The 23075-nt window shown below is 46.5% G+C and carries 12 protein-coding genes; 6 read left to right on the forward strand and 6 right to left on the reverse strand.

Annotated elements, in window-relative coordinates:
* Positions 1-102 precede the first annotated feature (102 nt).
* Entirely contained in the window at positions 103-552 is a 450-nt protein-coding gene (gene ndk, locus AS151_RS05075) for a nucleoside-diphosphate kinase (protein ID WP_071515966.1), read from the reverse strand.
* 149 nt (positions 553-701) lie between these two features.
* Between ndk and speA the strand changes: the two genes are divergently transcribed.
* A complete protein-coding gene (gene speA, locus AS151_RS05080; protein ID WP_071515967.1) occupies positions 702-2675 on the forward strand; it encodes a biosynthetic arginine decarboxylase in 1974 nt (657 codons plus the stop codon).
* Here the strand turns inward: speA and AS151_RS05085 are convergent.
* Together AS151_RS05085 and AS151_RS05090 are read right to left on the reverse strand one after the other, a co-directional pair.
* The gene (locus AS151_RS05085) at positions 2672-5290 is read right to left on the reverse strand and encodes a WD40 repeat domain-containing protein (protein ID WP_084639412.1); all 2619 of its coding nucleotides are present in this window, start codon (positions 5288-5290) and stop codon (positions 2672-2674) included. The genes speA and AS151_RS05085 overlap by 4 nt on opposite strands.
* Positions 5253-6656 (reverse strand): AAA family ATPase, encoded by a 1404-nt coding sequence (locus tag AS151_RS05090; protein ID WP_071515969.1) that lies wholly within the window; start codon positions 6654-6656, stop codon positions 5253-5255. The genes AS151_RS05085 and AS151_RS05090 overlap by 38 nt, the downstream gene beginning before the upstream one ends.
* A 539-nt stretch (positions 6657-7195) precedes the next feature.
* Here AS151_RS05090 and AS151_RS05095 point away from each other — a divergent pair.
* From AS151_RS05095 to AS151_RS05105, 3 genes are all read left to right on the forward strand, one after another.
* Positions 7196-7852, forward strand: a complete 657-nt coding sequence (locus tag AS151_RS05095; RefSeq protein ID WP_071515970.1) for a hypothetical protein — start codon at positions 7196-7198, stop codon at positions 7850-7852.
* Between the two features lie 54 nt (positions 7853-7906).
* Positions 7907-10066 carry a hypothetical protein gene (locus AS151_RS05100; RefSeq protein WP_071515971.1) on the forward strand — a complete coding sequence of 720 codons (2160 nt, stop codon included), beginning with the start codon at positions 7907-7909 and terminating at the stop codon, positions 10064-10066.
* Between the two features lie 389 nt (positions 10067-10455).
* The gene (locus tag AS151_RS05105; protein WP_244532899.1) at positions 10456-11952 is read left to right on the forward strand and encodes a DUF1802 family protein; all 1497 of its coding nucleotides are present in this window, start codon (positions 10456-10458) and stop codon (positions 11950-11952) included.
* 12 nt (positions 11953-11964) lie between these two features.
* Here AS151_RS05105 and AS151_RS05110 read toward each other — a convergent pair whose 3' ends face one another.
* On the reverse strand, positions 11965-15315 hold the full coding sequence (locus AS151_RS05110; protein WP_071515972.1) for an ATP-binding protein: 3351 nt from the start codon (positions 15313-15315) through the stop codon (positions 11965-11967).
* A 31-nt stretch (positions 15316-15346) separates the two neighbouring features.
* Positions 15347-16111: an ABC transporter ATP-binding protein gene (locus tag AS151_RS05115; protein ID WP_071515973.1), complete on the reverse strand. Its 765-nt coding sequence runs from the start codon at positions 16109-16111 to the stop codon at positions 15347-15349.
* 310 nt (positions 16112-16421) lie between these two features.
* On the opposite strand from AS151_RS05115, the gene AS151_RS05120 reads away from it, so the two are divergent.
* Positions 16422-16718 (forward strand): hypothetical protein, encoded by a 297-nt coding sequence (locus AS151_RS05120; RefSeq protein ID WP_071515974.1) that lies wholly within the window; start codon positions 16422-16424, stop codon positions 16716-16718.
* A gap of 99 nt (positions 16719-16817) precedes the next feature.
* On the opposite strand, the gene AS151_RS05125 is transcribed toward AS151_RS05120, so the two are convergent.
* Entirely contained in the window at positions 16818-21950 is a 5133-nt protein-coding gene (locus AS151_RS05125; protein WP_170861324.1) for a PAS domain S-box protein, read from the reverse strand.
* An 846-nt stretch (positions 21951-22796) separates the two neighbouring features.
* Between AS151_RS05125 and AS151_RS05130 the strand changes: the two genes are divergently transcribed.
* Positions 22797-22991 carry a hypothetical protein gene (locus AS151_RS05130; protein WP_139240520.1) on the forward strand — a complete coding sequence of 65 codons (195 nt, stop codon included), beginning with the start codon at positions 22797-22799 and terminating at the stop codon, positions 22989-22991.
* Positions 22992-23075 lie beyond the last annotated feature (84 nt).

Raw genomic sequence — 23075 nt, forward strand, 5'->3', positions numbered from 1 at the left:
CGTAGCCCCCAAAGGGCTTAGGCTGGTCAGCTACCTGAAGCTGGAGGCATGAAGCCCCCGTGCTTCAGCCGGGGGGTGCTGACTCTGCATATTTCCATGGCTTTATTCGTACAGCCACTGGGTCATACTGGGTTCCCAACTAACCAACTCTTGCGGTTGAAACCAAAGATCGATTTCTTTTTTCGCCGTATCTTCCGCATCGGAACCGTGGATGAGGTTGCGACCGATATCGATGCCAAAATCGCCGCGAATGGTTCCCGGGTCGGCTTCGTTGGGTTTGGTGGCACCAATAATTTTCCGCGCCGAGGCAATAACATCTTTGCCTTCCCAAACCATAGCTACCACTGGACCCGAAGTGATAAACGAAACCAAGCTAGAGAAAAACGGTTTGTCTTTGTGAACGTCGTAATGTTGTTCTGCCAGTTCGCGGCTGACAGTAACGAACTTCATCCCAACTAAGGTAAATCCCTTGTTTTCAAAGCGGCGAATAATTTCACCGACCAAACCCCGTTGTACGCCGTCGGGTTTAATGGCAATAAATGTGCGTTCCATGAAGATCTTCCAGAACAATACAACCAAACAATAGAAGATTATCGCAGAATCTGGTTTTGGTGGAAGAGAAGGAAGAGAGGGAAGATTGGAGGGATTTTCGTATTATGCTGGGAAGAATGGGTATTGTTGTGTAGGGAAAGTAGCAATTGATGGTTTCTGGATCGCAGTTTCGTGTAGAAGCAAATTCTCATGCTACCCAAGCGGCAGTGGGGAAACAACAGCCTTGGACTGTGGAAGACAGCGAACAGCTGTATCGGATTCACGGATGGGGAGACCCTTATTTTTCTATTAACTCCGCTGGTCGGATTACCGTGTCTCCTAAAGGCGATCGCGGTGGGTCGTTGGATTTGTTTGAATTGGTGGAAGGATTGCGCCAGCGCAATATTGGGTTGCCGTTGTTGGTGCGATTTACCGATATTTTAGCCGATCGCATGGAACGGTTGAATGCTTGTTTTGACAAAGCGATCGCGCGCTACAACTATCCAGGAACCTATCAAGGGGTTTTTCCCGTCAAATGCAACCAACACCGCCATCTGGTGGAGAAAATCGTAGAATTTGGCGAACCGCACCACTTTGGTCTGGAAGCCGGTTCCAAACCAGAATTAATTATTGCTCTTTCCTGTTTGCCTCCCAGCCAAAAAACCCTGGTGATTTGCAACGGCTACAAAGATGCGGAATACATGGAAATTGCCATGCTATCCCAAAGGCTGGGTCACCGACCGATTTTGGTTCTCGAACAGGTAGAAGAAGTTCCCCTAGCCATCGAGATTGCCGGAAAGTTAAATATCGTTCCCATTTTGGGAGTACGCGCCAAACTACAAACCAAGGGAATCGGTCGTTGGGGAGGGTCTACCGGCGATCGCGCCAAATTTGGTTTAAACGTTCCCGAGATCGTACAGGCGGTTGGTTCCTTGCGGGAAGCCGGCATGTTGGATTGCCTGCAATTGCTGCACTTTCACATTGGTTCCCAGATTTCTGCCATTAGCGCCATCAAAGATGCTATCCGCGAAGCCAGCCAAATTTACGTGGAACTGTTGGGACTGGGGGCCAACATGCAATATTTAGACGTCGGTGGCGGTTTGGCGGTGGATTACGACGGGTCCAAAACCAAGTTTTACGCTTCTAAAAACTACAACATGCAAAACTATGCCAACGATATTGTCGCGGAAGTGAAAGAAGCCTGTGAAGAACGCAATGCACCCGTTCCCACTTTGGTGAGTGAAAGCGGCAGAGCGATCGCGTCCCACCAATCGGTGTTGGTTTTTGATATTCTAGGCAGCAGTGACGTTCCTACCGCACCACCAGCGGAACCCATTACCGAAGACCACCACCTCATCCTACGCAATCTCCAGGAAACCTATCAGTCCATTCAAGTTCAAAACTATCAAGAAGCTTACAACGACGCTATTCAGTTTAAAGAAGAAGCCATTAGTCTGTTCAACTTTGGTTACTTAAGTTTGTACGAACGGGCTTTGTCAGAACAACTTTTCTGGGCATGCTGTCACAAAATCCAGCACATTGCTCGCCAACAGGACTACGTTCCTGACGATTTAGAAAATTTGGATAAAATTCTGGCATCAATTTATTACGCGAACCTGTCGATTTTCCGGTCGGCACCGGATGCGTGGGCCATTGACCAACTTTTTCCCATTCTTCCCATTCACCGGCTGGACGAAGAACCCACCCAACGAGCCACCTTAGCCGATCTAACCTGCGACAGCGACGGCAAGATAGACCGATTTATTGATTTGCAGGATGTCAAGCCTTTGCTGGAGTTGCATCCTTTGGAAAGCGATCGCCCTTACTACTTAGGAATGTTTCTCAACGGTGCTTATCAAGAAATCATGGGCAACTTTCACAACCTATTTGGCGATATCAACGTCGTTCACATCAGCGTCACTCCCAAAGGATACAACATCGACCACGTGGTCAAAGGGGATACCATTGCCGAAGTTTTAAATTACGTACAGTACGACCCAGAAGACCTCCTAGAAAACATCCGCCAGCAAAGCGAGCAAGCCTTGCGAGAAAAACGCATCAGCCTGCAAGAATCCCAAAAGTTGCTGCAAAACTACGAACAAACCCTACGCAGCTACACCTATCTCAAAACTGCTGGCAACTAGGCATTTTCCGGTTCTGGGGTTTGCCGTTCGGCTTCGCTAGCCGCAGGCTTTTGTACGTTTTTACCGGTGGCATTCCGCGTTGGGGTTGGAGAGGATTGCTTGGTATCGCTGGCTTCCAATTGCAAGAAATAGACCTTGCCAGCATTATCCCCAGCCACAATGGTCTTGCCATCGGTGGAAACATCCAAACTGCAAAAGTCGCTTTCTCCCTCGAACATAGCAATTTCGTTGCCAGTGGCAATATCCCAAACCTTCAACATGCGATCGCGGGAAACAGACACCGCCAAAGTTCCTTCATCATCCATAGCCGTTGCATCCACCCAATCCTGGTGACCAGTGAGGGTATGGCGTTCTTGACCGGTGGTCAAATCCCACACTTTCACCGTTTTATCCCAGCAACCGGATACCACCACCGTATTGTCGCGGTTGATGGCAACATTTTGTACCCAATCCTGGTGGCCGTTTAAGGAAGTGCGTTCTTGGCCGCTGTTCAAATCCCAAACCTTCACCGTTTTATCCCAAGAACTGGAAATAGCCAGGGTCGCATCGCGACTGAGGACCACATCGCGGACCCAATCCTGGTGACCAGTAAGGGTATAGCATTCTTGACCATTGGTAATATCCCAGACCTTGAGGGTTTTATCCCAACAACCGGATACTGCCAGGGTACTATCGCCACTAATAACCACCTTGCGGACCGCATTTTGGTGACTTTGGAAGCTATAGCGTTCCGTACCTGTCGTGGTATCCCAAACTTTCACTACCCCATCTTTCGATCCAGAAACCGCTACCTTGCCATCGCTGCTTATGGCTACGCTTTGTACCCAATCCTGGTGACCCAGCAGGGAAAACCGCCTTCTGCCGGTATCTAAATTCCATACTTTCGCCGTACCATCCCGCGACCCGGAAATAGCCAAATTAGCCCTTTCCGCGATCGCGATCGATTCGATCCAATCCTGATGGGCTAAAATCGAATAAGATTCTTTCTCCTCTTGTAAATTCCATACCTTAATCGAGCCATCGATGGCTCCCGAAACCGCAAAAACCCCATCGCTGCTCATCGCCACATCCCGAACCGCATCGGCATGACCCAGCAGGGAAAGATTGCCTTTACCAGTGGTTAAATCCCACACTTTCACCGTCTTATCCCCAGAAGCCGAAACCGCTAGGGTACCATCGCCACTCATGGCCACATCGCGAACCGAATCCTTATGACCCGTTAGGGAAAATCGTTCCTCACCGGTGGTCAAATCCCAAACCTTGACATTGCCTTCCCACGAACCAGATACCGCTAGCATGCCATCGCTGCTAATCGCCACATCGCGAACCGAATCTTTGGCACTGGAAAACGACAGCCGTTCTTGACCAGCAATCAAATCCCAAACTTTCACCGTACCATCCCAGGAAGCCGAAACCGCCAGGGTATTGTCATCACTAATAGCCACCCCGCGAATCAAATCGCGATGGCTAGGGAAAGAATAAAGTTCCTTGCCAGCTTCCAAATCCCAAACTTTCACCGTTCCTTCCTTAGAACCGGAAACCGCCAAACTACCATCGCGACCCATGGCAACTGCTTCCACCGCATCTCGATGGCCGTTCAGGGAAAAACGTTCCGTACCTGTAGTTACATCCCAGACTTTCAAGGTTTGATCCCCAGAACCCGAAACGGCCAAAGTTCCATCGCCGTTGACAGCAACAGCCTTAACCGACCGTTTGTGACCCTTGAGGGAAAACCGCAGTTTGCCAGCTTCCAAATCCCAGACTTTTACCGTACGATTTCTAGAACCGGAAACCGCCAAAGTGCCATCGCTGCTAATGGCAACCGCTTCCACCCAGTTGCCAATCAAAGTTGCCAGGGGAATCCCCAGCATAATCGACCAGATGGTAAGAATGGACAGGGTATCGGCATTGGCAGAAACGGCGAAGAAATGCACTAACGAACAAATGCCGATGTAGACTCCCAGGGTCCAATAATCCCAAATGCCACGGTGACCTTTTAGGGAAAAGCGTTCTTTGCCGGCACTCAAGTCCCAAACTTTTAAGGTTTTATCTCGGGAACCAGAAACGGCAAGGGTGCCGTCGCTGCTGATATCTAAGGTTTCTACAGAACTGCGGTGACCGGTTAAAGTGCGGATTAACCCCACACCAGGAGGTGTAAGAATTGGCATCAAAGGACGCAGCCAGGGTCTACCTTGCCATTGTTTGGCTTTTTCTAAAAACCTTTGAATTTCGGGGTCGGAAAAACCAAGCAAACGTCCTAGGAGTTGTTCGCTAAGCCGTTGGGGGTCGGCAACTAAAATAGGAGCGGAACGATATAAGGCTTTTTGAATCCGTTTGAGGGTAATGAGTTGGGTACTGGTGTAGTTGGGATGTTCCCGCAGTAAGGGATGGTCGGCGAGGTCGTAATCTTTAATCAGTGGCAAAACCCCAAATTCTGGGTGGCAAACTTTGGCTTCGAGGAATTCAAAGTCCGCTAGCAATCGGTAATATCCCATCCAGTCGCCGGATTCGGCGAGGTTGTACGGATACCAACCCAGGAAGGCTCGCTGTTTGTACGGGGGTTTGGTGGCTAGCTTTTTAGCTAGGGTTTGCGGCTGCAATTGGGTCTGCATCATCGATGAGTTCTCGTTTCCAGTAGTCTGCAATTCGACGATTTACGTCTTGGAAAATTTTCCGGTTTTCTTTGAGTTCTGTCTTACCACGCAAAAATTCTAGAAAACTGGTGTGATAGATACTGAAACAGGTGGTACTGTCGCTGGGCGATCGCCGCAAGTAGCCGGCCCAATCTGCTAGAATTTTCTCAATTTCGGCTTCGTCTTGTTGGGTCATTTCGGCGAGGGTCTCGCAGGGAAGGGGTTCGCCGATGGCAACGAAGGCATACAAGGCAATAACGGCGTTTTGGGTGGGGGAACGTTCCATTCCCATGCGTACCCACTGCTGCTGGTAATATTGTTGCAAGCCTTCTGGCAACCCTTCCAGGTTCAGGTTGTCGTAATTCCCGGCGGCTATTTCGGGAAGTACGTAGCGCAGGTAGATAAAGTTGTTTTCGCTTTTTTTGGCTAGGATTTCAATAAACTCGGATTCGCTTAAGTTGCGTTCGGCTAACCAAGTTTGTAGCGGTTGCGCGCAGTCTGGGTCTTCGTGAAGCATCATGCGGATGTATTCCACCACATCTTCGTGGTTGTAAGGCGCATATTTATTGGAGGCTAGGTCTAGACTGGCTTTGGGAACGCCGGGGGAAACGGTCAGCTGTTCTTTGCCGGTGGCGTAGGGTCGCCGGGTGAGAAGAAAATAGACTCCTTGGGGAAGGTTGGCGGGAAGGTGTAGCAGGTTGCTTTCCGCGTCTTGCTGGGAAACTTCGTCAAGACCGTCTACGACGATGGTCAGTCGTTCTCCTTTACGCAACCGGCGGCTGGCTTTTTCTAGGAGGGTGGGAAGGTTGGCGTTGGCGGCTTCGGTGAGTTGAAAGCGTTGAATGAGTTGTTGGCGCAGGCTACGTAGAAATAGTTCCGGTCGGTTGCGACCTTCTGCCAAGACGTTGAAGTAACAGGGAGACCCGTGGCGGCGTACGTATTCTGCCGCGATCGCGCTTTTGCCAACGCCGGGTTCGCCGATAATGGTAAAGTAGCCGCGGTTGTGCTTGCGGATGAATTTTTCAAACTGTTGGAAAACAAACTGACGGCCGCAGAAGCGTTTGGTTTTTTCTTCGATTAAGGCACGAAATTCGTCGGGATAGGTGTTTTGGTTGGTTTCTTCTGATTCCCCCATTAATTCGCTGGGTTCTAAATCTACAGCTGCTGCCAGTTTTTCGACGATCCACTTTTGCATGCCTTCGGTGGATTTTTTGCTTCCTAGAAAACGCTTCACATCGTCTAGGGAAACGCTGGCGTGTTTGGCAAGTTGCTTGCGGTCGAACCCTTTGGCTTTACAAGCTTGCTGGAGTTTTTCTCTTGCTTCTGGTGTCGGTTGGACAATACTCATAATTTATTGTTCCCAGCAAAAGGGCAGTTGTGCCGACTGTTTCTATCGTACCGATATTTTCCACGTCTATCTTAGCGATTCTGATGGTGCGATGGAAAAGCGATTCTGAGAAATTCCTATGGGGGGTCTCTGTGCGATCGCGATTGGCTTTTTTCGATTGGCAAAAAGTTGGCATATCTCTATTTTATGCAAGGGGATCGGGGAATTTTTTTAGCAGGATAGGCAATTTCTCCCATACGCCGAACCACGTACCAAATTCACTCTGACTCGTTTTCTATTATAGGTATAATCCCCTGTATTCCTCTTCAATCGGCGGAAAGGCAACGGTTGAGGTCCGAGCAAGATCGACTTCTATGCCAGCAAATTTCATCTGAGTTGGTTTTCGCCTCCTGGTGCAATGGTTTCCGATGTTTCTCAAGTTGCGGAATCTACGTATGCCAACTTCTAGGAGATATGCTACGATCCTAGCTGCAACTATGTAAGTAAAAAGACTCACAAGTTCCCAACTATGGGATGGTTTGTAAGTTGGAGGCAAACAGATGACCTTGCGCTATAGCAAAACAAATAGCAAAACTCGCTTGCTGCTGGTGTTGTGGGAAATGGAAGCTCATAAAAAAGCGGTCAAACGGGGAGAACTTACCAAGCGAGTGGCTAAAAAACGAGAAAAAGCCAGCGACTATCAAGAAATTTTTGATGAGTTAGAACAAGCAGGTGCGATCGCTTTTCCCCAAAGATATGCAATCTCTCTCAATGCTGATGTGGGAGTTTCCATGCTCAAACAAGGTTTGCAGGATGCAGGCTTTGAGTTTGACGGCAATGTGGTGGCTGCAAAAACGGCCAATGCTTTGTTGCACTGGATTCGCGAGATGGATGGTACTACTACCAAGCCTACTCCGAAACCAATGGAAGCAATTTCCTCTTATGACGAGTTTGTCAAAGTGGTTTTAGACACTTACGATCGCTTGAATCGCGATTACAATTTTGATGATTTGGTGCCAATTTATCGCCTTCGTCGGGAAATTGGCCACCAAGTCGCGCGATCGCAGTTTAACGAATGGATGCTAGAAATGCAAGCCAATAACCTTTTCCAGCTACAGGGTGGCGGTTTGCCTGACAGCGACCCCAGCAAAATAGAAGATTCCATCCACACGGAACTAAGCGGTTTGCGTTGCTACGCCAAAAAACTAGTTTCGTAAAAAATACCGAATTGCCCTTTTTGTCTATCAATTGTTCGGAGATTGAGAACAGCCATGTCAGCCACGACAGATCTAGAAACTGCCATCCAAAACCACAATCCCTTCGACCGAGAAACCGTTGTTATCAATCGAGACGTCTGGGAAGGAATTTTAGATGTTCCCTCCATCAACCAACATGCCTCCGATGCCGTTTTCCAGGCATTGGAAAAAATTCGGCAAAACCAACGCAACGTGATTGGCATTACCATAACCGCCGACCGCGGATTGGGAAAAAGTCACTTAATTAGCCGCATTCGCCGTACCATCCAATCCAGTTTCGACAATACCTTATTTATCTACATGAGCGATTACGAAGATTTAGATTATATTAAACCTGGATTTCGTCGAAATTTAGCATCCAGTTTCAATAAAACGGGTACTGGCGACGTATCTCAATGGCAGGAACTTGCCACCACTTTATACAATCGCGTTACCAACAAAAACCTCCACCCCCAAGAACTGGTTGACAGAGTAGCGAATGCATCTGGCGATCCGTTACATTTTGTAGAAACCCTAACAGACCGTATTACCGAGATACAGCCAGAAATTGAAGAAGAAAATATTATTAAAGCAATTATCTGGACGCTTTTTCCGCTTCAGTATAGTAAGGCTGCTATTAGCTGGTTATCTGGAAAAAGTATTTCAGCCAGCAAATCCAGAAGACTAGATTTACCAGAAGCTTCGGAAGCAGATTCCTACTCCGGTTCTTTTGAATTTACCTGCCAGCTTTTAAATTTAATCAGCGATTACTATTCTTTGGTAATTTGCTTTGACGATTTGGATAAAACCAGCAACAACCAAAGCGGCTATACCACTGCTCAGGTAGTTGCCAACTTAGCCAAAGATTTGTACAATCAAATCAAACAAGGAGTGTTGGTAACGGCTCTTTACGAAAATATCTGGAAACATGAAGTCATGCAATTGCCACAATCGGAAGCAATTGTAGAACGAATTGGGGAATATGTTTACCCCCTGCAATATCTTGATGGAGACAATATTATCGATCTGGTGGCTACCCATCTAGAGAAATTTTACAAACCAAAAGGTTTGACACCTCCCCATCAAGTTTATCCTTTTGAAGAATCAAACCTTAGAGTGTTGGGAAGAGAAAAACCAACGGCACGTCGGGTTTTGCAGTGGTGTCAGAAAAATTGGCCCCTTCGTATTAACGGTCCAGGAGATGAAGAAAAGATTTTTAAATATATCCAAGCATCCATCGACCAAGAGGAACTTTTAGAGGAAGAAGAAAAAATTGCCAATTCCTTGCACTTTGGTTTTGAAAGATTGTATGGTAAAACCTTAGAAGGCGTGCATGTCCAGCAAGTCGAGCCGACTTCTTCGCGAGAAAAATACCTAGATTTCAAGGTTCAAGGAAGCGACCTGCAAGGTAAAGACGTGGTCATTGGCGTTGCGGTTTTGCAGGCGTCTAACAGCAATAGCGTTGCGGCCGGATTGTCGCGTTTGACAAATTATCAAAAATATGGGTTGACACGTGGCTGTATAGTCCGTTCTAAAAAAATATCGGAAACGGCGCAAAGAGCGCAACATAACTTACACATCCTTTTAGATAAAAAAGGCGGCGAATGGGTCAATTTGAAGTTGGAGGAAGTTTTGCCTTTGGTTGCTATTCGAGAAGTGTACAAAAGCAGGGAAGACTACGAACTGGAAGAGGGAAAAATCTTTGATTTTATCGAGGAGAGTCAACTGGTGGAAAACAATCCTTTGCTGTTAGAAATTTTAAGCGATCCTTCTGGAGAAATTCCCGAAGATACCCAAAATGAAGATGAGGAGTTTGAACAGGAGGAAAGTTCTACTACCAATCAAACAGAAAGGATATCCTCTAGCAAGCAGGTGACGGGAAGAAAAATTGTTGCCTATCATTTCCAAGGCAACCGATACGAAACCAACACTTGGAAGGATTTTCTCATTCAACTGGCTAGCCTGTTGTATAGCAAACACCCCGAAAAATTTGAAAAGATTTTGGATATAACCGGCAGAAAACGACTATATTTCAGTCACGACCCACAATTTTTGTGGTCGTCAACCCTCATTCCGGGAACGGATATCTATGTAGAAACCCACCTAAACGCTAGTTCTTTGGTCAAGCTTGGCTACCAACTCATCGAGCAATTTGATTATCCTCAAGAGGCATTGGAAATTGAAGTAGAAAGCTAATTTTTGTGGGGTGGGCCATATCCACCCTATGTTTTTTTGTGTGAATATAAAATCAATTGCAGTAACAGATATTGTATCTTTTTGCAAAAGAGAAATTAGATAGATTGAATGCGATCGCTCTTTTGGAAATCTAAAATTAAGTTTGGTAGGGTGCCCCTCGCTCACCATGTTTGAGTAATACATATTTTAGGAAATTGCTTGCTTTATTATCTCATAAAATAAATAAACGTTCTTCTAACTTCCTTGAATAGGGTTTGCCCCTCCAGAAATCATATTCTCACCATTTCGCGATCCAAGGGAAAGCCATCACCAAGATTGGCAGTTGAAGTAAAAAACCGGTAATTTGATACACTAGCTAGAAAGTTGTTGACGCTCAAACCGTACGTAAAGTGTCTATTTCCGTTGCCATGAGTTTGCCAGCGCCAGATGTGGAAGCCTTAATCCAAGGTAGAACCATCGTGGCGTTGCCGCGCATTTTTATCAATCCTGGCAGACAATTTGCTCTGTATCCCAGCGACCCGGCGGATAATCCTCTTCCCCTATCGCCGTCGGAATACTACCGACCTAGCTTCCTGCCAACGGCGCGCACAGCACTTGCAGCTTTAAACTCGCAAACTGCTACTATCCGTGCGTGGGCCGAATGCCAACACTGCGAAATCCTCGATGAGAGGGAATCGCCAGAAATACTATCTCAGCTTACCATATGGACGCATTCGGCATGGGAGGCTTTGCGCGCAGAACGGGGCAATATTTTTCTTGCCTACCTGCGGGTTTATCGGATCGATCCTCCCATACAAATTCCCACTACCAGCGAACCTAGATTCTTTTCCCTATCGACTTCCGTTTCAAATCATACCGACAATCCGGCGCTTGGCGATGCGATTTTTGAACAGCGTTCCCAACAATTGCAGCGGCGGGAACCTCCCCAAAATCCGGAATTGGAAGCTTTGTTTGGGGAAATGGAGGCTTTGAGCGATGTTTATTTCACAGCTAGGGAACTCAAGGAAGATATTGCTGAGTTATTGCGATGGGGAGATGTTTCCAGAACTCCCCGCCTCGACCCGGATATGGCTTGGATTCAGAAAATTGCCGAAACGGGATATTCGGAAGATGGCCATCAGTTTGAAAAGCTGGTTCGCAAAAGTTTTATTAAGTTAAGTTTTAGCAACGACAATCAAGATCCCAAAGCTAGTCTCGACCCGGAAAGCACAGGTGGTGCTGGTGGTATCGATTTATACTGCAAGCATCCCTTTCCTGTGGTTGGTGAGTGCAAGGCTAGTAAAAACGAGAATGTTCCCAATAAGGTGACCGGTCAGTTGGTTCACTTGGGTCATACCATTTTGGGAAAGGAAACCTACGAAAATTGTGTCAAGTTTGTCTTTGCGGCTGGAAGACTGACGAAGGATGCCGAACAGGCAGCGCAAAATAATCGGATGAATGTTATGCGACCAGAAACTCTACAAAAATTGCTCGAACTGAAAGCGCAACATCCAGGCGCTATTGATTTGTGGGAATTTAAACCTTGTCTGGAACAAAAACCGTTTGGCGAAGATGCGGATACCAAAATCAATCGCTACATTGATGGGGTTTACGAATCTTTACAACAAAGAGCGCACATTGTACGCATGTTGAAAGCTTATGTGGAGAAAACCCAGGAAGATACTATTAGCGTGGAACAGCTTTATTCTGTTTATTTGATGGATCCGGATTCGCCGTCTTCCAACCACCTGAGTCAAGACGAACTGCAAGCACAAATTTATCGAAATTTGATCGAACTTTCTTCGCCGCTGGCTGGGAATTTGGGTCGCATGCCTGGCGATGATTGGAAGAGCGATCGCTTTTATTTCCTACGGGATTTGCAAGTAGAACCCCCCTCTTCGTTATAATGGGCCTATTGCCTACATTTTGCGTCCCAACTCGCCTACATCATCCCAGGTATTGGGAAGGTTTCTTTGCAAGATTTCTTGGCAACGTTGCTGGTAAAATAATGCTGCGCGATCGCTGGGATTGATGGTATAAACCTTTTCAAAACAAGACAGCGCCTCTTGATGATTTTGCCGTTCGTACCAATTCACCCCATTTTCAAATTCTTGGTAGGTATCCTGCTTGAGGCGTTGTTGTTCTTCCGCATCGGCGTGGTAAACTTCAAAAACGGGAACTTTCTGGGTTTTACCTTTTACTTGAATTTTACCTAAAAACCGGTGTTTGTAATTCTCTGGATGGGGAAGTTGGGATAAAGTTTCCCCGCTAATCACAATTTTGGCACCGTAGAGTTTGGAAAGGCTTTCTAGGCGAGAAGCCAAATTCACTGCATCGGCAATGGCGGTACTTTCCATGCGTTCCGATTCCCCTACGGTTCCCAACATCAACAATCCCGTATGCAAGCCAATACCAATGGCTATGTCTGCTTGGTTCTTTTGCTTTCTTTCTTGATTGTATTGGGTCACTTCCTGCTGCATGGCGATCGCAGCTTGAACCGCATCTTCGGCATTTTGAGGGAATAATGCCATAATAGCATCGCCGATGTATTTGTCAATAAACCCGCAGCGATCGCGTATAATCGGACCCATCCGCGATAAATATTCGTTAATAAAATCAAAATTCTCTTTCGGTGTCATCGCCTCCGACATGGTCGTAAACGAACGAATATCGGAAAACAACACCGTCATTTCTTTTTGAACTTGGTCGCCAAGTTTGACATCGAGGATGCTTTCTTTACTGAGAAATTGCAGAAATTCGTAGGGAACAAAACGGCTGTAAGCTTGGTTAATTTTCGCCAGTTGCAAGTGAGTGCGAATTCTGGCAATTAACTCGCTTTTGGAAACTGGTTTTACCAAATAATCGTTGGCACCAACGCTAAATCCTTCCACCAAATCGTGTACTTGATTTTTCGCCGTTAGCATGACAATTGGCAATTCGCTGGCTGAAAAATACTCCCGAATATGCTGGCAAACTTCGTATCCCGTCATCTGCGGCATCATAATATCCAACAAGACCAAATCCGGTTGCAATCCCTGTTCAATTTCTTGCAAGGCATCCATGCCGCTAGATTTGGGAACCACCGAATAATTGTGCATCACCAAGTTGTTGATAATTACTTGTAAGTTCACCAGTTCGTCGTCCACAATTAAAATGGTAAAATTACGAACTTTGGCGGAATAGAGTTCTGGGTCTTGATTGTCGGCATTGGAAATTTCATCCACCAAAAGGGTCGATTCGACCAACTGCCGCACTCGGGAAATGGTAATTTGTGAATTGCCAGCATGTAGCGAAGCGGTGGAAGAGGTTTCTGTGGGTTTTTCTCCCTGCCAAATGGGTAAAGAAAAGGTGAAGGTGGTTCCCACGTTGGGGGTGGATTGTAGCCAGATACTGCCATTATGCAATTCTATCAATTGTTTGGCGATCGCGAGTCCCAATCCCGTACCGCCGTATTCCCTAGAAGTAGAACCATCTCCCTGTTCAAAATAGTTAAAAATACGTTTTTGTTTGTCTGCAGGAATGCCAATCCCGGTATCGGCAACGGAAACTTCCAACATAGAGGGGTGCTTGGTCTCGTTGACTTTGGCGGTAATTTCTACCCGACCCCGTTCGGTAAATTTAATGGCATTGCCAATGAGATTTTGTAAAATTTGCTGTACGCGATTCTCGTCGGCGGCAGCTGGAGGAAGGGAGGTGTCAATTTTATTTTCAATTTGAATATCTTTTTTTCCGACCAAAGGTTGGCTGGTGGTAATGACAATATCGGTAATCTCGCGTATGCCAACGGGTTTGAGGTGGAGTTGTAAGGTTTGGTATTTGAGTTTGGAAAAATCTAAAATATCGTTGACCAAATTTGCCAAACGAATGCCGCTGGATATAATTAAGGATAGCTGTTTGCGTTGGGGTTCGGTAATTTTGCCGGCAGCACCTTCCATAATGGATTCGGCAATGCCGATGATGCCGTTGAGGGGAGTGCGCAATTCGTGGGAAGTGTTGGCTAAAAATTCATCTTTGAGCTGGTTGAGATGTTCCAGTTCTCGATTTTTTTGTTGCAGTTGGTTAGAATAAACTTGCAAGCGATCGCGCGCTTGGCGAAACCGCTGTTCGATAATTATACCTAAAAGTCCTAGAAATAAAAACATTCCCCAATAATAGTGGGGATGGTTGCCGGCATAAATCAACTCCGGTTCTTGGGAAATATCCCAAATGGCGAATAAAGCAAAAATGGTCAGACCGCCGGTAAACATCTGCGCGTTGCGATCGCCTTTGATGGCAATTTCTCCTCCCACCAGCATGGCAATCCCAAGGCTGAGTAACGTTAAAATATTAAAGGTAGCAATCCGAAAGATGCGCGGTAAAAGACCGGTAGCAGCTACGGCAAAAGCGATCGCTAAGTACCCCAAATGGATTTGCCACAAACGACGAATAATTTTCTTTTTCCCCGAACCAAAAATTTGCTCGAAGAATAGCAAAAAGGCAATGGGAATTAGATAAAAAGCAAAGAAGGAAAGTAAAGCAATGGTTTGGGGAAACTTAAACGGGAGAAAAATAAGCTGGGTGCGCGTAATGGCATGAATACCAACCAGAAGGCATAAAGCGCCAAAAGCAAGAAACAAAAAGCGTTCCCACTGCCAAAAAGACAAAGCGATCGCAAATCCCCCGACGCAGGCAAACAAAAAACCCAGCGACAACAACCACCAATCGCGAAGCACCAAATTTTCTAATAATTGTCGGTAGGAACCGAGACTAACCCGATGCAATCCTTTTAGAACAATGCGCTCTCGAGGGTGAATTTGTAAATATAATGTGGGATGGTGTAGAAGTGATGTGGTTTCGATCCGATCCAAAGGAATCAGCGGCCAGTAATTATTAATTTGAATATCAAAAACTTGGGATTTATGGCTAAATTGGTAGATGCGCTCTTGGTTTAAATAGATAGCTTGTAAGTTAGAAACTCCGCTAACATCCAGACTGGGATGTTGCCAGTTTCCTTTGGGTAAACGCGATCGCAACCACAGGATTTCTTCGCCTGGGGGAGGTTCCAATTCCCCCTGTTTTGATGCCAATACTTGCCACTCATCTGCCGCTGCATCTAGATGGGAGTTTCCCCAATAATACTCCCATTGTTCCTGTTGGGGAGGAATATGCACAATCTGTGTTGGGGTCGGGGATTGTGCGTTGGCAACTCCCAACCACAAAACCACCAGCAATCCCGCCAAAAATAGCAAGGGGTAGAGAATGCACGCTGGAAAAATACGCCGAATTGACATAAAATACACAGTTGGTTTGGTTCGCACATGTCTACATCATTGCATGTTTCAAATTGGATGGATGCAAGTTTGTATGAAGCACTTTGCCATCTTGGAACCAGACAATGCGTTTGCTATGACGCGCCACATCGGCTTCGTGGGTCACCATAATCACCGTGATGCCGCTATCGTTGAGTTCGCCAAATAGGGTAATAATTTCTTCAGTGGTGTGCGAATCCAAGGCACCTGTGGGTTCGTCGGCAAGCAAAATATCGGGTTGGTTGACAATGGCACGCGCAATGGCAACTCGCTGCTGCTGACCCCCCGATAGCTGGCTGGGTTGGTTCTGGATACGGTTTCCCAATCCTACTCTTTGAAGCACTTCCTGCGCGCGTTGTTCCCGTTCGTTTTTGGTGGTGCCGGCATAGACCATGGGTAGCATAACGTTTTCCATGGCACTAAAGTGAGGGAGTAAGTGAAACTGCTGAAACACAAAACCGATTTTGCGGTTGCGAATTTGCGCCAGTTCGGCTTCGGGAACTTGGGAAATATCCAGGCGATCCAAGTAATAACGACCCCTACTGGGTCGATCCAGGCAGCCGACAATGTTCATCAGGGTGGATTTGCCAGAACCGGAAGCTCCCATAATGGCGCAGTATTCCCCTTTTTGGATCTCTAAGGTGACATCCGACAAAGCACACACTTCAGTGTTACCGCTGCCATAAATTTTATAAATGTTTTCTAAATAAACTAGGGTATTTTCCGAGATGGGTTGGTTGGTGCGCGCTGTGGTTTCGGCATGTGGCAGTGGCGTCATGGCTGGGTTGGCTCTCCAATGGACAAAATCTTCCTATTGCAATCTTAGACAATTTTTGGGATTTTGCCATATTTTCGCGGGTTCCCCACCTTCTCTTTGGCACAAGTTTTCTCAGCCAAGCAATTCCGCAGGGAAAAGGAAAGTGCCGGCTGCTGGGTCGAGAAGTCGTTTTTGCCGTGCCAAATTTCGGCGATTGGATTACAATTTGTAGCATGTATTTTTCTATCCAGAATCTACTTGGCAACCAATATGGCAAATCTCAAACCTCCGAAGGCGGGTTCTCGATCCCGCACAAATTGTTACAGGGGGGTTGTATTATTCTCCTAGCGAAGATGGCAAGTTTCAAGTTTGTAAAATTTTAGCTGTTGACGAACTTGCTTTTCATATTCGTATCTATGCTAACAAGTTTGACCAACCTCCCCTTGATGTAAGTTCTTCGGATTTAAGTTTGGGTGGTTTTGAAAGTCCCCACGGCTTTGGTATTGGTCACGCGCCTATATCAAAAATTGGTTTTTTGGACGAACCTACCTTTTTTATCTGTCAAGAATCTGTTGTGGAGGAGGAGTTGGAAGGGTATCGATACTATCTGGAAGATATGCAAACCTGAAAAAGATCGTGTTTTGTTGGGGAAATGCTACATGAATTTTGGTAGCCAAGGTTCAATCGATTGTCACAAGTCTCCAGCTGTCAATGGCGAACCTGCATTTCAAGCTTCCTCCCAGCTATCTTCGGTTTGCCATGCCAAAAGTTCCGTTGCAGAACGCGCATCTAGGGGTTTGGAAAAATAGTAGCCTTGACCAACTTTACAAGAATGCTCTCGTAAAAAATTAACATGTTCTTCCGTTTCGATGCCTTCCGCGATCGCTTCAATATTTAAATTCGATGCCAAATTCAGCATTGCTTTGATAATTTCCTGATTGTGGGAATCCATTTGGTGGCTTTTGCCTAAAAACGAACGATCGATTTTTAAGATATCGATGGGGAAACGATGTAAATAGCTCAAAGAAGAATATCCTGTGCCAAAATCATCCAGGCAAATGGGAATGTTGCACGCTTGTAATTGTCTTAAAATTTCGGTGGCTACCGGTGCATTTTCAATTAAGACGCTTTCGGTAATTTCAACTTTCAAGTGACTTTTAGCGAGGGGAAATCGAGCCAACAAACGACCCAACTTTGCCACCCAACTGTCGTTGGCAAAGTGTTTTCCCGAAACATTCACCGAAATATATAAATCTTGTAGGTGGGGAAACTGGGTGTGCCAGCGTTGCAATTGCTGGCAAGCTTGTCGCCATACCCAAGCATCGATGTCAAGAATCAATCCCGTATCCTCGGCAATGGGAACGAAATCCACTGGCGAGATAAATCCCTTTTGCGAGTGATACCACCGCACCAAAGCTTCAAATCCCAGTATTTCTTGCATCTGCAAGCAAACAATGGGTTGGTAATACAGCCGCAATTCTTCCCGTTCGATGGCGCGTCTGAGATCGCTTTCGAGTTGCATTTGTTGCAAGGCGATGGTATGCATGGAAGCATCGAATAAGGCGTAAGGCAATTTTTGTTTTTTTGCACGATACATAGCATTGTCGGCATCCCGCAGCAATTCTTCAGGATGTTGGTATCCAGGCACCCCCATGGCAATGCCAACGCTGGTGCTAATGGCAACTTCGTGACCTTCTAAAAAGGTAGGGGTGCGCAAAACTTGATGGATGCGGTTGACAATATCAATGACATCGCTAGAGGTTTCGATCCCTTCCAGGAGGAGAATAAATTCATCTCCCCCCAATCGCGCTACGGTATCGGTTTCTCGCAAGCAAGAACTGAGCCTTGCTGCTACGGTTTGCAACAAGCGATCGCCGGCTTTGTGACCCAGGCTATCGTTAATGGCTTTGAAGCGGTTTAAATCCAAAAACAATACGGCAAACTGGGGATGGTTTCCATTGCTGGTTTCGTAATTTTCCCGCACCAAATACTGCAAAGCATGGTGCAGCCGATCCATGAGCAAGGCACGATTTGGCAATCCGGTTAAAGCATCGTGCAAGGCGTCGTGGCGCAATTGTGCGGCGATTTCTTGCCGCCGTTCCAGTTCGGTTTGTGCTTGCTGGTAAAGTTCTGCTTGTTGGATGGCGATCGCGAGTTGATCGGCTACTTGTTCGATTAATAGTTTGTCATCTTCGCTCCAGGAACGCACTCGATCGCATTGGTGAACCCCTAAAATTCCTTTGACTTTCCCTTCATACCGAATCGCCACCGCCAGCAGCGATCGCACTTGCAAGTCAGCAACGATTTGCGCAATGTTCTGGGGAAGGGAAACGGCATTCATATCATCTATTGCCACTGCGTTTTCCTGGGATAACACCCGTTCGACATAGGGATTGCCGGGAATGGGAATTTCTTTTTGAAAATCCAGGGATATCCCTTCTACAGCCGCTACTGTTGTGTAAGTGAAATAGCGATCGCTTTCATTGCACAAAGCCACAATGGTATAGCTGGCTTGAAATGCCTGCAACATTTCTTCGGTAGCGGGTTGCAAAATCTCTGCCAAATCCAAACTATTGCGCATGGCGGTGACAATGCGGTTGAGGAGTTGTTCCCGCTGTGCTTGATATGAGGTGCGTTCCAAAAGTTGGCTTTGCTGAATCGCGATCGCGACTTGGGTGGTTAGCTGCACCAACAGTTCCACTTCCCACGGCTGCCACTTGCGGGGAGATTGACACTGATGCACGCACAGCAACCCCCACAACCGCCGTTCGCACAGAATCGGCACCACCAAATTGGCGCGAATCTCAAAACTTGCCAGCAAATCGATGTGGCACTGGCTTAAGTTGGCATTGTAAATATCGGTAATCTGACAAGTGTATCCCTGTTGGTAGCGCTCGATTAAATTGGTTTCTAAGTAAGGATCGCGTATGTTTCCTCCCAGGGATGACTTCCAAGGTTCTATGACCGATTCAAAAATGATTTCGCCACCACCATCGTCGTAGAAACGATAGATCGTAGCGCGGTCAGCTTGCAAGATAGCACGCACTTGGGTGACGGTGGTATCTAAAATCTCCTCTAGGTTGAGGGTTTGACGAATTTGGTCGGCAATGGTGCGCTGCAAGCGTTCCTGTTTTGCTTGCCGCTGCAGGGTTTGCTGCACCTGTTTTAACTTGGTTACATCCCGAGCCACCACCAACAACGATTGCACGGACCCATCAGAGGCAATTTCTGGTACAATGCGCGAGTAAAAGGAGATGTTGCCTTGCCCTTGGGGAAATTCAAATTCGATGGTTCCTTCTTGTTTGGTGGCGATCGCTCGCTGAAAATTGGCATACCAAAGTTGGATTAGCTCTTCCGGTATTCCTATATCTCGATCGGTTTTTCCCAAGAAATCTGCCGCTGGAATGCCTACAACTTCAGCAACTTTGGGATTGACATACAAGTAACGAAATTCTCGATCCAAGCGCAAAATACAATCGGGGGAGTTTTCTGCTAGAGCACGAAATTCTTGTTCGCGTTCCTGTAAGGCCCTTTGAGCGAGCACCTTATCAGTTACTTCCGTGGCGATAGAACCAAATAGTTTGGGGGTACCCACTTCGCTGGCAATGGGAAACAAAATGGAGTTGAAAAAGCGTTCTTTGCCATTTTCCCACATGCGGTCTTCTACCACAAGGGGTTCTCCAGTTTCCACCAACTGCTGCACCCGCCACATGAAAAGTTCTACTGTATCTGGCGGCAAAAACTCACGAAAATGCTGCCCCTCAATCTCTTTTTCTGAAGATTTCCCAAGCAAACGTACGGTTTCTCGGTTGATGCGGTGGTAGTATCCTTGTTCGTCAAAAATGTTTAGAGGGGTGGGGCAATAATGGAGCAATGCTTGGAGTTGCTGGTTGACCTGACGTAGGGAGGCTTCGGTGCGCTTGCGATCGCTAATATCAAAAAAGACGCCATCTAAATATTGTAAATTTCCATCTTCATCCCAAAATCCTTGCCCTTTTTCGTATACCCAACATGCGGAACCATCCACCCGCAGAATACGATATTCCAGCAGGTAAGACTGGCGTTTTGCAATGGCAGCACTGACCTCATCTCTGACTCTTTGTCGGTCTTCTGGATGGATGATGCTCAGGAAACTGCGCACTTGATTGTTGTAAAAGTCTGTAGCAGGATAGCCGGAGATGGTTTGAATCTCCTCGCTCAAAAAGAACATGGTCCAGTATTCGTCAAACAAGCAGCGATAGACCGCGCCGGGGAGATTTTCCAATAAGTTGCGATAGCGGGTTTCGCTTTCGATGAGTGCTTGTTCGATCTGCTTGCGATCGCTAATATCAAGAACTAAAGTATCCCACACAATATCGCCGTTGCTTTGCCTTTTCGGTCTGCCAGCGCCATACAGCCATTTGCACCGACCGGAAGGAGTGACAATTCGCCACTCCCAAAACCAAGGGTCTAACGTACGTGCGGAAGCCAAAACCGACCGTTGCATGGCTGCGATATCGTTGGGATGAACCATTTCCCAAAGAGTTCTGGCATTTTCTTGTATCTGTTCGGCGGGAACTTCCCATAAATCTTCGCAACCAGCACTCATGTAAAGAATGCGATCGCTACCGTCGGTATGTAAAATATAGCGGAAAATGGCACCAGGAAGGTTGGCAGCCATATTTTTTAACCGTTCTTCCCTTTCTCGCAAAGCCATTTCCATGGCATGGCGATCGCTAATATCCGCAATTGCTGCTAAAGACCCTACATAATTACCTGCTTCATCAAAAATTGGATTGGTAGAAACCAAACCCCAAAAAGTGGAACCATCCCGTCGGCGAAACTGAAATTCAAATTTCTCGGAAACCCCCTGACGCTGGCGTTCCACTTTTTCCTCAGCTACAACGCGCCATGCCTCGTTCATAAATTCAAATAAGGACATGCCCAGCATCTCTTCGACGCCGTATCCCAGCATATCTGCTATGGTGGCATTGGCAAACGTTACCTTGTTTTCGGCATCGATTTGCAGAATTCCTTCCAAGATGGTTTCCACGATGCGGCGATAACCCATTTCCTGCTCGCGCAAAGCCGCTTCCATTGCTTTGCGATCGCTGATATCCTGTTGGACAGCAATAAAATGGGTGATTTCGCCTTGCTGGGAACGAACTGGCGTGATGGTCATTTCTTCGGTGTAGTGACTGCCATCCCGCCGCCGGTTGACCATTTCCCCCCGCCAAACCTGACCCGCTAAGATGGTTTGCCAGAGATTTTGGTAAAAAGTCCGATCTTGATAACCAGACTTTACCAACTTGCTCATGCTTTTGCCAACGGCTTCCTCCTTCGTATAGCCAGTAAGCTGAGTAAATCCTCGGTTAACCCATTCTACAATGCCCTGGCGGTTGGTAATGACAATGCTGTTGGCACAGTGTTCTAAAGCAATGCCCTGGATGCGCAACTGTTCTGCCACACTGGTTGTCATATCTTGATTGGTTGCCTGGGAAGCTGGTTTTTCCCTAGTTTCCCGTAAAATCCAAAGGTAGCAGCATGGAGAAAAATGAGCGTTTGCCGAAAGCTCTACAGGTTGCACCGCGCCATCAGCACCTACTAACGCCAATTGTCTCTGAATTTTGCCTGCAGTGGCAATTTCTTGTAAAATACGCTCGATTTCGCCAGAATTGACTGCCAAATAGGTAAGGTTCTGCCCTAACAAATCCTTCTGATTTTTACCTAAGAGCTGGCTGGCAGCGGCATTGGCTTGCAGGCAGTTTCCTTGTGTGTCGGTTACAATTGCGCCATCAAACATGGTGTCTAGCAAAGCTTGCCAAGAAGCATTTTGTTGCCAGTGCTGGTTGCTATCTTGGTAGGGGGTAGGATCGGGCATTTGATGAGGAAACTGCTCGTCAAAATAGTTGTTGAACCAGTTATTTCCTGAATTGGAAAAATGAGATTGGGAAATTTCCATAAAACCAAACTGGTCGGGGATAAACCAAAAGCACGGTTGGCAAACCGACTGACACGAGGAAAAATAACGGCAACAACCACGAGCTACGCGTTCGCTTGAACCTGAGCGATTGTTGCCTTTACGATCGCATATTATAATATTTTAATAATGTTGGGGGCAAAATGCCAAAAAAATGCAATCAAAAGTATTAATTTCCTCTATGCCTGGAGATGAACCTTCCGTAGCGCCCCTATCTCCAACGGATTGATTGCAGCTGCTTTTGGGGTTCATTTTCGGGGTACAACCAATTTGGTTGCTCGAAAATAACCATATGCGTTTGCTTTGTTACTACAACTGACGCCACCGAGGCTACAAATTGAACCGTTTTTTCCCTGCTTAGGTCGTTTTTGGGGAAACAATTGTCACCACCCTTTCTCCCGAGTGGGAAAATAGAAACGATCGCTTTCGATGATACGAGCTCAAATGGTTGTTAGGCAGTTCAAAAATAGCTTACCTACCAGCTCCGGAAAATTTTTCAAGAGACCATTGAGACGTTTTTGTCAGGATGCTTTGCAAAAAATCTGAGGAATATTATCCAAATATTTTTTAAATGATTTATAAAACCTAAAATATTAAACAAATAAAAACATAAGCAAGCAATTGCTTCCCTCAAAAATCAACTGAACTCCCTCCCCAAGCGATCGCGTTTTCCAGAGCAAACCAGCAAAATTGAGAGATTTTTTCAAGACATAGGGCGATCGCACCTGTATGATGAAGGATACATATATGCGACGAACCGTCATGCAACGTAAGTTTTTATTCCTAGTCAGTTTCCTATTGGGTTTGCTGGTCTTTCTGGGCACCAACTTGGGCATCCGAACTGCCGCCCAATTTCCCGGTCTGCCAGATATTCCCGGTGGTAGCCGTAACCTTCCCGGATGGGAGAATTTGCTCTCTAGAGAACCCGCTGCTACTTCCTAACCGGATTTTGGATTTTTTGGGGATCGAACCGCACCAGTTCTTGAGATAGCCATCTGATGGGGCATACCTTGATGAGCCTCCTCA

It is taken from the genome of Geitlerinema sp. PCC 9228 (genome assembly GCF_001870905.1).
Classification (GTDB): Bacteria; Cyanobacteriota; Cyanobacteriia; order Cyanobacteriales; family PCC-9228; genus PCC-9228.

Excerpts from the sequence above, each read along its gene's own strand:
- AS151_RS05085 (WP_084639412.1), bottom strand. The coding sequence starts at position 5,290 with ATGATGCAGACCCAATTGCAGCCGCAAACCCTAGCTAAAAAGCTAGCC.
- AS151_RS05095 (WP_071515970.1), top strand. The coding sequence starts at position 7,196 with ATGACCTTGCGCTATAGCAAAACAAATAGCAAAACTCGCTTGCTGCTG.
- AS151_RS05090 (WP_071515969.1), bottom strand. The coding sequence starts at position 6,656 with ATGAGTATTGTCCAACCGACACCAGAAGCAAGAGAAAAACTCCAGCAA.
- AS151_RS05100 (WP_071515971.1), top strand. The coding sequence starts at position 7,907 with ATGTCAGCCACGACAGATCTAGAAACTGCCATCCAAAACCACAATCCC.
- AS151_RS05125 (WP_170861324.1), bottom strand. The coding sequence starts at position 21,950 with ATGCCCGATCCTACCCCCTACCAAGATAGCAACCAGCACTGGCAACAA.
- speA (WP_071515967.1), top strand. The coding sequence starts at position 702 with ATGGTTTCTGGATCGCAGTTTCGTGTAGAAGCAAATTCTCATGCTACC.
- AS151_RS05115 (WP_071515973.1), bottom strand. The coding sequence starts at position 16,111 with ATGACGCCACTGCCACATGCCGAAACCACAGCGCGCACCAACCAACCC.
- AS151_RS05130 (WP_139240520.1), top strand. The coding sequence starts at position 22,797 with ATGCGACGAACCGTCATGCAACGTAAGTTTTTATTCCTAGTCAGTTTC.
- ndk (WP_071515966.1), bottom strand. The coding sequence starts at position 552 with ATGGAACGCACATTTATTGCCATTAAACCCGACGGCGTACAACGGGGT.
- AS151_RS05110 (WP_071515972.1), bottom strand. The coding sequence starts at position 15,315 with ATGTCAATTCGGCGTATTTTTCCAGCGTGCATTCTCTACCCCTTGCTA.